Annotated in this window: 7 protein-coding genes and 1 tRNA gene; 4 read left to right on the top strand and 4 right to left on the bottom strand. The window is 37.9% G+C overall.

Features of this window, described 5'->3' with window-relative positions:
- Positions 1-49: 49 nt before the first annotated feature.
- The 4 genes from aspA to GWI59_RS00580 all read left to right on the top strand — a co-directional run bounded on the left by aspA (position 50) and on the right by GWI59_RS00580 (position 4084).
- Entirely contained in the window at positions 50-1474 is a 1425-nt protein-coding gene (gene aspA, locus GWI59_RS00595) for an aspartate ammonia-lyase (protein WP_072064394.1), read from the top strand.
- 158 nt (positions 1475-1632) lie between these two features.
- On the top strand, positions 1633-2958 hold the full coding sequence (locus GWI59_RS00590; protein WP_161670876.1) for an anaerobic C4-dicarboxylate transporter: 1326 nt from the start codon (positions 1633-1635) through the stop codon (positions 2956-2958).
- A 183-nt stretch (positions 2959-3141) separates the two neighbouring features.
- Positions 3142-3714: a division control transcriptional repressor DicD gene (dicD, locus tag GWI59_RS00585; RefSeq protein WP_006536177.1), complete on the top strand. Its 573-nt coding sequence runs from the start codon at positions 3142-3144 to the stop codon at positions 3712-3714.
- 294 nt (positions 3715-4008) lie between these two features.
- Positions 4009-4084 (top strand) — tRNA-Phe (locus tag GWI59_RS00580).
- 176 nt (positions 4085-4260) lie between these two features.
- Here the strand turns inward: GWI59_RS00580 and GWI59_RS00575 are convergent.
- The 4 genes from GWI59_RS00575 to GWI59_RS00560 form a co-directional block, all read right to left on the bottom strand.
- Positions 4261-5520: an HlyD family type I secretion periplasmic adaptor subunit gene (locus GWI59_RS00575; protein WP_161723768.1), complete on the bottom strand. Its 1260-nt coding sequence runs from the start codon at positions 5518-5520 to the stop codon at positions 4261-4263.
- A gap of 16 nt (positions 5521-5536) precedes the next feature.
- A complete protein-coding gene (locus GWI59_RS00570) occupies positions 5537-7702 on the bottom strand; it encodes a type I secretion system permease/ATPase (RefSeq protein WP_161723766.1) in 2166 nt (721 codons plus the stop codon).
- Positions 7703-7726: 24 nt separating this feature from the next.
- Positions 7727-8980 (bottom strand): TolC family protein, encoded by a 1254-nt coding sequence (locus tag GWI59_RS00565; RefSeq protein ID WP_161723764.1) that lies wholly within the window; start codon positions 8978-8980, stop codon positions 7727-7729.
- Positions 8981-9082: 102 nt separating this feature from the next.
- A partial coding sequence (locus tag GWI59_RS00560) for a beta strand repeat-containing protein (RefSeq protein WP_237612091.1) occupies positions 9083-11599 on the bottom strand: 2517 nt, incomplete at its 5' end.

Below are 11599 nucleotides of genomic sequence, written 5' to 3'. Positions count from 1 at the left end.
ATTAACAAGCGCATAACTAGACAGTTAAAATTTTAATAAGAAGGTTCTCATGTCAAATAAAACTCGTATCGAAGAAGACCTGTTAGGTAAAAGAGAAGTTCCTGCTGATGCTTACTATGGCGTCCACACTTTACGTGCAATTGAAAACTTCTACATCAGTGATCGTACCATCAATGATGTTCCAGAATTCATCCGCGGTATGGTAATGGTGAAAAAAGCCGCAGCATTAGCAAACAAAGAACTTCACACTATTCCTCGTGAAATCGCTGATACGATTATCAAAGCCTGTGACGTAGTATTAGAAACAGGTAAACACATGGATCAATTCCCAGTTGATGTATTCCAAGGCGGTGCAGGTACTTCATTAAATATGAATACCAACGAAGTTATCGCAAACATCGGTCTGGAATTAATGGGCCACCAAAAAGGTGAATACCAATACCTGAACCCGAATGACCACGTCAATAAGAGCCAATCAACAAACGACGCTTATCCTTGTGGTTTCCGTGTAGCGGTTTATAACTCTATTATCAAATTAACTGAATCTATCGAACTGCTGAAAGCAGGTTTTGATAGAAAAGCAGTTGAGTTCAAAGACATCCTGAAAATGGGTCGTACTCAATTACAAGATGCTGTACCAATGACTTTAGGTCAAGAATTCCATGCTTTCTCTGTACTGATGAAAGAAGAAATCAAAAACCTGAAACGCACTGCTGAGTTACTGTTAGAAATGAACTTAGGTGCAACTGCTATCGGTACTGGTCTGAATACAGCACCGGGTTACCAAAAACTGGCGGTTGAAAAACTGGCAGAAGTAACTGGTTTAGCTTGTGTTCCAGCAGAAGACTTAATTGAAGCAACTTCTGACTGTGGTGCTTATGTGATGGTTCACGGCGCGTTAAAACGCTTAGCTGTGAAAATGTCTAAAATCTGTAATGACTTACGTTTACTGTCCTCTGGTCCTCGTGCAGGTCTGAAAGAAATCAATCTTCCAGAACTACAAGCAGGTTCTTCAATCATGCCAGCTAAAGTAAACCCAGTAATTCCAGAAGTTGTTAACCAAGCTTGCTTTAAAGTTATCGGTAATGACACTTGCGTGACTATGGCTGCTGAAGCAGGTCAATTACAATTAAACGTAATGGAACCCGCTATCGGTCAAGCAATGTTCGAATCAATCTCTCTGTTAAGCAACGCTTGCCGTAACTTAGTAGAAAAATGTGTTGATGGTATCACTGCGAATAAAGAAATCTGTGAACACTTCGTATTTAGCTCAATCGGTATCGTTACTTATCTGAACCCATTCATTGGTCACCATAACGGCGACATCGTTGGTAAGATTTGTGCAGAAACAGGTAAGAGCGTACGTGAAGTTGTTCTAGAACGTGGTTTATTAACCGAAGAACAACTGGATGATATCTTCTCTATCGAGAACTTAAAAAACCCGGCTTACAAAGCAAAACGCTTCGATGATTAATAATTGTGTTTTATAACATGACACTGTTAAACATAAGAATGAGCTCTTAAAAATACAAGGCACGGACTCTTTAAGAGACGTGCCTTTTTACTTGATTGTAAAAACAAAAATTTAACTTATCTTTCTCATTTTTTTAATTATCTCAAGGAGTAAACGCTATGCTAGCCGTAGAATTGATTATCGTTCTGCTGGCCATTTTCCTCGGTGCGAGACTTGGGGGAATTGGTATCGGGTTTGCCGGTGGTTTAGGGGTTTTAGTTTTAGCCGCTATCGGTGTTAAACCTGGTTCAATCCCTTTTGATGTTATCTCCATCATTATGGCTGTTATTGCCGCAATCTCTGCGATGCAGGTTGCTGGTGGTTTGGATTATCTTGTTGGCCAAACTGAAAAACTGTTAAGACGTAATCCAAAATACATCACAATTCTTGCGCCAATTGTGACTTATTTCTTAACTCTATTTGCAGGTACAGGGAACATCTCTTTAGCAACACTACCAGTTATCGCTGAAGTTGCAAAAGAACAAGGCATCAAACCTTGCCGTCCTTTATCAACTGGTGTTGTTGCAGCTCAAATCGGTATTACTGCATCACCTATCTCTGCAGCGGTTGTCTACATGGCATCTGTCATGGAAAACCCTGCAATGGTCGGTGAAGGTAACACTGTAAGCTACATCACTCTGCTGTCTATCTTATTACCAGCGACTTTCCTTGCTATTATTCTGATGTCATTCATCGTGTCTTGGGTATTTAACTCAAAACTGTCTGATGATGCAGTCTATCGTGAGCGTTTAGAACAAGGTCTGGTTGAGTTACGTGGTAGCCAAGCGCGCAGAGAAACATTACCAGGTGCTAAATCATCTGTAATGCTGTTCTTACTAGGTGTTGTCTGTGTTGTTACTTATGCAATCATCAACAGCCCAAGCTTAGGCATTGTGAAAGAACCGTTAATGAACACAACTAACGCTATTCTGATCATCATGCTGAGTGTTGCAACACTTATCACTGTTTTCTGTAAAGTGAAAACTGACACCATCCTCAACTCAAGTACTTTTAAAGCAGGTATGAGTGCATGTATCTGTATTCTGGGTGTTGCATGGTTAGGTGATACTTTTGTTTCAAGCAACATTGATTGGATCAAACTGACTGCGGGTGATTTAATCACTGGCCATCCTTGGTTATTAGCCGTTATCTTCTTCTTCTGCTCTGCACTGTTATATTCACAAGCAGCAACAGCAAAAGCATTAATGCCAATGGCTTTAGCGCTAGGTGTATCTCCATTAACTGCAATAGCATCTTTCTCTGCGGTTTCTGGTCTGTTCATCCTGCCAACTTACCCAACATTGGTTGCGGCAGTTCAAATGGATGACACAGGTACAACCCGTATCGGTAAATTAGTCTTCAACCACCCATTCTTTATCCCTGGTACAATTGGTGTGGTATTAGCCGTTGCATTTGGTTTCCTCTTCGGTGGTATGCTCCTGTAGTTTGAAGTAAAAAATTAAAACATTGCAAAAAAGCGCCTAGCGCTTACAAAAAATAAAAAACAAGAAAATACCCCGTCGCAAGATGGGGTATTTTCATTTTACCCTGTCGCCTCTTGCTTTCATTTTTAGTTAAAGTCTGCTAATTATGATGTTCCCGCGACAACGTGATTTAAGGAGATTTCCGTGCAACGTGAAGCGTTATTAGACCACGTACTTATCCAGTTAGAGCAATATGGCTTAGCGGCGACTTTACCAGAGCTTCTTCAAGATTCGGGTATCAATGAATCTCAACTTTATCCATTCTGGCCGGATAGAGACGCCTTAATTTTTGATTGTCTTCGCCATCATGGGCAGCAAATTGATATTTGGCAACGCCAAGTGATGTTAGATGAAGAACTGACTATCGAACAAAAATTACTGGCACGTTATGATCAGCTCGCCATACGTTTAGAGAAAAACCGTTTTCCTGGTTGTTTATTTGTTGCAGCATGTAGCGCATACCCGGATGAACACACTCAAATCCACCAATTAAGCCAACGTCAAAAACAAAGCTCATTTGATTACTCTAGAACACTACTACGCGAGCTTGATATCGAAGACAGTGAGTTAGTTGCTAAACAGATGGAACTCATCTTAGAAGGCTGTTTAAGCCGTTTAATGGTGAATCATCATGCTGATGATATTATTACAGCAAAATTATTGGCAGAGGATATTCTTAAGATAGCTCAATGCCGTAAAAATGGCGCATTAAGTTAGTGTTGAATGTTGGAAAACGAAAGAAATGAGTTATTTTCTCGCGCCCCTCAATTTCTTTCTATAGAGTAGCAAAAAAGAAATTAAATCATCAAAAAAGAGAAAAATTTCTCTTTGACATGCAAAAAAGTGGATATCTTTACTGATTGTTATTTAAGCATTTTTTACTAAAAAATAGCTTATGATGAAAATTTAAACGTGAATAGAATAAAAAGAAAGCAAACAAACTTATTTTTGCATTTTTTATTAAAAAGACGTTGACGCATCCGGCTGAATACGGTTTAATGCGCCTCGTTAGCCCGAATAGCTCAGTCGGTAGAGCAGGGGATTGAAAATCCCCGTGTCCTTGGTTCGATTCCGAGTTCGGGCACCATCTTTAGAAAAACCAGCCTTAGGGCTGGTTTTTTGCTTTCTACGCTTCATCATTTTCAATATCCCTTTAAATGAGAAAATCCTTTTATTGAATTATGACTTTTCTTGTTCTCAGAAAACATTATTTCTCATGCAGCCTTATTATACGAACAAGACCGCATGAGATTAAAAATAGAATTATCTTTCTTGTAATGCTTGTTTCATCCTGGTTATTGGCTTAATCAAATATTGGAATACTGTTTTTTCACCCGTCTTAATATCCACACTCGCAATCATCCCAGGAATAACAGGTAATTCCTTTCCATTTTTGTCAGTAAGATGACTACTCTGTGTGGTGACTAGCACACGATAAAACGCTTCATCTTGGTTTAGTTTTAAATCACTGGGTCTCTTTTGATCATGTAATGTATCAGGGCTAACTAAAGTAACAACACCTTCCAACCCACCATAAATAGCGTAATCATATGCGGTCAGTTTAACTAATGCTGGCATTCCTGTGCGAACATAAGCAACATCTCTTGGGCTGATATATGCCTCAACTAATAGTTGGTCTTCTAATGGAACAATTTCCATAATATCCTGCCCCGCAGAAATTACCCCACCAACAGTATTAATACGTATATTCTTAACAATCCCTCTTAATGGAGCACGTATTAATGCACGTTCAACCGGATCAGCACGCCCTGCCATATTTTCCCTTGCCTGAGCTAATTCTGCTTCTGTTTTAACTAACTCAGCACTTGCTTCCGTTAAATATTTATTTTTCTTTTCATTTATCTGAGATTGAATATCGGCTGACTGTCGCTCCATTCGCAATAATTCCACAGCAGACATCGCACCTTGTGCAACAATAGGCCTTGTTATTGCAATCTCTCTGTCTAATAAGGCTTTACTTTTTTGTAAATTATCTATCCCTGACTCCAGTGCCTCTTTACGTATATTGTATACGGTTGTTTCACGCTCCACTAAATCAGTAGCTAATCCCTCAGGAAATTTAAGTTCTATAGAATAAGCCTCCGCTTTAAGTCTTGCCCGAATAGCTTCCAGATTATCAACCTTCACTTCACTTTCCCTTAAAATAGCCGATGAACGGGTATCATCTAGAGTCAACAATACTTGCCCTTTCTCAACAATATCCCCTTCCTTTACCTCCATACTTTTTAATATGCCAGCATCTAATGTCTGGATGATCTGTTCTCGACTGCTCGGAATAATACTACCTTGGCCTCGAGTCACTTCTTCAAGGCTACTGTTCCACGCCCAAATAACAAAAATAATCAAAAAAATCAGTAACATTGTGATCATCATAAAGCTCTTATGATGCTTTTCGTGCTGAAGTGCCGCATGTAAGTCATTGAGCAATGCTAAATCTTTATTAGAAAAAGCTTCTTTAGGATGACTTGGCGATGTCACTTGTTTTTTATTTAATTCATTCATTTCAACATTCTCAATCTTACTTATCTGTTTTGGCTTTTGAGTGAACAGTTATTTGTTTTTCTTTTTCATTTTTAGCTAACTGTTGTAAGACCGCATCTCTGGGGCCATCCATCACCACTTTACCGTTATCAACAACAATTATTCGGTTGACGATACTCAGAACCTGAGGTCGATGAGTAACAACCAATAATGTTCTTGCACGACACCATGCTGAAATGGCATTTAATGCCTGAATTTCTGAATATTGATCAAGTCCCGTTGTTGGTTCATCCAGTAAAACCACTTTAGGATTTCGCAACGTCATTCTAGCCAAAGCAACAATCTGTTTTTGCCCACCAGAAAGACCCAAACCATTCTCACCCAAGGACATATCTAATCCTCTTGGATGCTTTTTAATGACTTTGTCTAAGCCAAATCGCTTCAATGCCACAATCAAATCTTGATCACTAGAAAAACCATCCATACGGGCTAAATCAAGATTTTCTCTTAAACTACCTAAAAATAATCTTGGCGCCTGTTCTAACAACAAAACCTGATTACGCAAATAATGAGGATCTATTTGGCGAATATCGACATCATCTAATGTGATGCTTCCTTGTTCTGCTGGATAGAGTCCGGCAGCTAATTTTAAAGTCGTTGATTTACCACTACCAATACGTCCGAGTATTCCAACTTTTTCACCCGGCTTTATTTCAAATGATAAATTTTTCACTACACTGCTAGTATCTTGACTATAAGCAAATGAAACATTTTGGAATTTTATATTTCCGTTCATTTGTTTTAGCGTAATATATTTCCTATCAGGTTCACGTTCTGAAGGTCGCTCAACAATACCATTTACACCTTTTAAGGCGACCCAGGCCTGTTGAAAGCGCACAGCTAAACCCGCAATTTGCCCTAATGGTGATAACGCTCTACCAGATAAAATAACCGTTGCAATTAACGCCCCCATCGTAATTTTATTTGCAGGATCATCACTATGAATCAAATAAGTACCGATAATAACTAAAAATATCGTATTTAACTGTTGCATCATAACTGCAAAATAAATAACAAAATTACTGATATTTTTAACTTTCATTGATGAAGAAGCTGTTTTGGCTGTGTAATAATCCCAACGCTTTTGAGCCCAATTCATTGCATTATTCGTTTTTAACGTTTCTATGCCTTCAATCGCTTCTACTGCTAATCCTTGTCTTTGTGACGATTCCTTCATTGATTCATTAATATATTTTGATAAAGGTATCTGAGCTAAAAGACCAATAATAATAACCAGTGGAATTATCGTAAGTGGCACCAAAGCCAAGCTTCCCCCAACCAGTGCAATGACAGAGACAAATAAAATTAAAAAAGGCATATCAACTAATGTTAATAAACTTGCACTCGTCATAAAATCACGGACAGATTCAAAATCTCGTAAATTATTAACATAGGAGCCAGATGATATAGGCCTTTCCTGTAATTTAAGATTTGTCACTTTTCTAAATAAAGCCGAGCTGATAATTAAGTCAGCCTTTTTACCTGCAATATCCGTTAACCGTCCTCGGATCATCTTTGCTGTAAATTCAAATAATATCGCGATAATTACACCAATACTTAAAACCCAGAGAGTTTGATATGACTTATTTGGTATTACTCTGTCATAAACATTCATGACATATAATGAACTAACAAGTGCTAGAAAATTAATTACAAAAGTGGCAAGAATAATTTGATAATAATATTTTTTAAAGCGCCATATAACTTTAAAAAACCATGCTTTAGGCATTGTATATTCAGGCAACTCTGAACGTACATCTGTTGCAATACGAGGCTTAATAAACCAACAATAACCTAAATATTTTTCATTTAATTCCGCTTGAGTTAACCATACAGATAAACCATCGATTTGCTGAATTTTATATTTACGCTGTCCACTTTCATCAAATGAAATTTCCGTTAAAACAGCACTATCTTCATTTTTTAATAATAATAAGACTGGCATAGCCAGAGAGGGAATATCATCCAATAAGCGTTGTGATAATGTATTTTCAAATCCTTCACTCTTCAGATATTCAACCAGTGATGAAAAATCAATTCCCATCTTTGCGGTACGGATTGTATGCGCAGTTAGTGTAGCCACGGATAAATGTGTGCCTAATAACTGAGTTGTAAGAGAAAGACCTTCTATGATCAATTTCATAACTACAATATTTACCTTAATTTATTAATGTGCGAGTGAATTAAGTGCCCAGTGAGAAAGTGTTCCTTGCGCATATAAATAATCAAGCATTCCATACCTAAGATCACTCAATGTGGTGGCATAAGATAATTCAACATCAGATAGCTCTTTTTCTGCATTCAAAACATCTAACAAAGAACGGCGAGCAACATTAAATTGCAATTGATAAAAATCGACGACTTTTGTCGATGATAAAATTTGTGCATCTAATATCTTTAATTTTTGAGTACTTTTTTGAATATTAATTACAGATAAGCGCCTTGCTTCTTCAATATCTCGAATAACCCTATCCATTCGCTGTTGAGCAGCATTTAACTGGCTTACTTTTTCATCAATAGAATATAATGATGAAAAATTAATAATATCCCATGTCACATCAATGCCTATCTGACGATCATCTTCAGTTATATTTCCAGTTAAATTAATTTTCGGTAATTGTTTTTTATTTTCAACTTTAACGCCCAATTTTTTAGCATCGATATCAGCCTGACTCACAAGATAGGCAGGATTTTGATTATTATTTTCCGCAGTAAAATCTCTGTACATATCGCTGACTGTCATGTCAGAAAAAGGATTAACAAGATCACTCTCTCCAACCGGAAATCTAGTATATTTTGATAAAGTACTTAACGTTGTCATTAATTCTTTTTCATAATAATTAATATCTTGTTCTACTAATATTTTTCTTGCTTCTGCCTGAACATATTCAGAAACACGCCCTTCATCATTACGAGCTATTACATTTAATTCAGATATAATCTTATTATGTCTATCTAAACTCTTTTTCTTTACCGCAATAGATTCTTTAGCTAATAACGCTTTTAGATAGAGGTCTGATATGGTGTAAGCGACATTTTCTTTGGTTTCATTATATTTAAATTGATAATAAAGCTGTTCTTTTTCATTACGTTCAACATCATTTTCTATTCCACCAAAAGAATAGAGATTTAATTCCCCCCTTAGTCCTGGAGTAAAACTATTATTATCATAATCACTTTCATCACGATGATATTGCCCTAATAATTTATTTCCAGTTACGCTTATTACTGGAAAATGTTGAGCTCTAGCTTGATTAACTCTTGCAACAGATATATCTATATCGGCTTTAGCTTCTAATAACTCTGGTGCATTATTTAATGCGTTATTTAATATGTATTTTAAAGAATTTGCATGTGCATTAAATAATACGCCTCCAAAAATAACAAACGTTATTATTTTGAGTTTATTTATAGAAAACACAGATATTACCTCTAATAAAAAATACAATCTAAATATAGAAATTTATGATTGGCTAATAAGGCTGCTCGAATGAGCAGCCTTAGATTTAATTACAATAGATAATTAAATAACCCCTCCATTATCGATAATATTATTATCGATATAGACATTAGCACCACCTGCACTACTATAAAGTGTGTAAGTATGCTCAGTGCCATCTAACGCTGTTGCTTTAACAGTTGTGGCCGTTGCAGTAAATGTTCCTAAACTTCTTGCATCATCAGCCCCTAAATCAACTTTATCATTGGCATTACCGGAAATATAAAGCGTTGAATGGTCATTTATTCCCAATACATCCGATACTGTTAATTTAATGGTTTGAGATGAATTGTCTGCTTTCAGATTACTGCCAACAGTCATATCCACTTTCTCGAAGCCAGTAATACCTTCATTCTTCCCTGTAGCTAGATTGACAGAAATATTACCTGCCAGAACCAGAGTATCACTACCTTCTCCACCGTTAATGGAACCTTGATTACCAATAGGTTTGGTATCATAGTCTTTTGTCAGAACAACGATATCATCACCAGCACCCGCATCAATGGTTATATTACCATTTGAAATAGTGCCAATTTTGATTGTGTCATTCCCCTCACCACCATCAATGGTTGTCGCAGCTGAACCTAAAGTTGCACTAGTGGAATCAAATACATCATCACCAGCTCCTAGTGAAATAGTGGCGTTATATGCTCCCTCAGTAACGGTAACAGTATCATTACCATCCCCCATAGAAACAGTAGCACCACCATAAATCCACCCAGCAGTTAAAGTATCTGCATTATCACCGGTAGAAACATTACCAGTCAGATTTTTAGTGATTGTGATATTATCACTACCATATCCACCTAAAATTTCACCAGATACAGAGCCATAAATAGTGACAGTATTAACATCCGTAACTGCGTCAATATTAGTGTCATTACCCAGACTTAAATCGCTACCATCCTGATAAATAGCAAGATACTCTTTTGGCAGATTTGACTGACCTTGAATACCGCTACCCAAATCTAATAAACCGGATAATTCGGTATCATTTTGAGAGTTAGCATCCCCTTGAGTAAACGTATCACTGCCTGAGCCAAGATAGATTTGACCAGCATTTGTTACCCCAGTGTGTTTAATGGTAACCGTGTCGTTCCCTGATTCCATAAAGAGGTAACTACCAGCATACATAACACGCAACGCCGTATTCATACCATCCATAGTAAAGGTATCGTTACCTTCACCAGCATAGACTCGGGTATTGGTTAACATATTACCGCGAACCACCATCAGGTCATCGCCAGCCCCTAAATCAACAGTTGTAATACTTTGATTACCATCTGTTTTTGTACCATCAGGCCCATTATCCTGTGAGTTAGCCACATTGCTGTATGATGAAGTTTCGCTACCATTCTGATAATAACCAACATAAACTGTATCGTTATAATCAGTTGTTAACATAGGGTCAGAATCACCGCTAGTCGCACCGATGGTATATCCAAAATCACCTTTTCCCGCTTTAGATGATGATAATGAATATTTCAGCGTAAAATCGCCATCCAGATTACGTAATGAAATTGGGTTACCATCATAAATAACACCGGTTGCTGAAGCACCTGCATTATTTACTGTCTCGGTTACAGCTGTAGCGTTATCAGATGTTCCCGTAATGGTTGCAAGTACTTTCTCCATACCTTCTGCATTGAATGCATTTTGGTTAGCTTCCATTGTTGGATCAACGATAAATGAAACACTCTTAGAGCCAGCAGGGATAACAACCGTTACTGTTGATGCACCATCATACGTTACTTTACCAGTGTCACCATGCAGGGCAATTTTTCCGTCGTGCTGAGAGCCAGCAAGCGTTGAATAATCCTGTGCACTCGCATAACCTGCACCATTTGTTAAGGTTATGGTTACAGTCACATCTTGTGCTGCAGCATAATCCAGAGCAACGGTATACACTAATCCGGTAGTATCATCGTTGTCTTCAATGGTTGCTGGAACGTCAATTGCCTCACCAGAAACAGAAGCATTTCCGCTAACCTTGTCGCCGTTAGCATTCGTTGATGTTGTATCAACACTGATACTCACTGTTGGCAATACATCTGTTTTAGACGTTGCTGTTGCAGGATCACTTTCATTACCACTTGGATCTTTAGCAATTGCGGTCACTTCACTGTTATCTTTTACATTATCAGACGGAATAGTCGTGTTATTACCTTGACTGTCTGGGATCAAATTAGGATTGCTAGATGTCCAGCCATTATCCCCTTTCTCCATTGTTACAGTCTGTTTATCACCGTTTTCATCTTCAAACGTAATTTCAACAGTATCACCTTTATTGGCATCTCCTGGCAGTTCAACGGAAACAGAACCGTTGTCTTCCGCATTTAATACCGGTGCCGATGGTGCCACCGTATCGACAGCAAAGTCGGTTGCTTGACCTTGACCACTGGTGTTGCCTGCTGGATCAGTGATTTCTGCTTTAACAGAATAATTACCATCCGCTGTCACTTTATCCGCTGGAATAGTGACATTTGCTTTACCGGCTGCTACTTCATCCGCTGTCAGTGTGTGTTCAACGGTATCAGTGCT

Source organism: Proteus sp. G2673 (assembly GCF_009915125.1).
Lineage (GTDB): Bacteria > Pseudomonadota > Gammaproteobacteria > Enterobacterales > Enterobacteriaceae > Proteus > Proteus penneri.
This window is presented reverse-complemented; position numbering and strand designations above follow the sequence as displayed.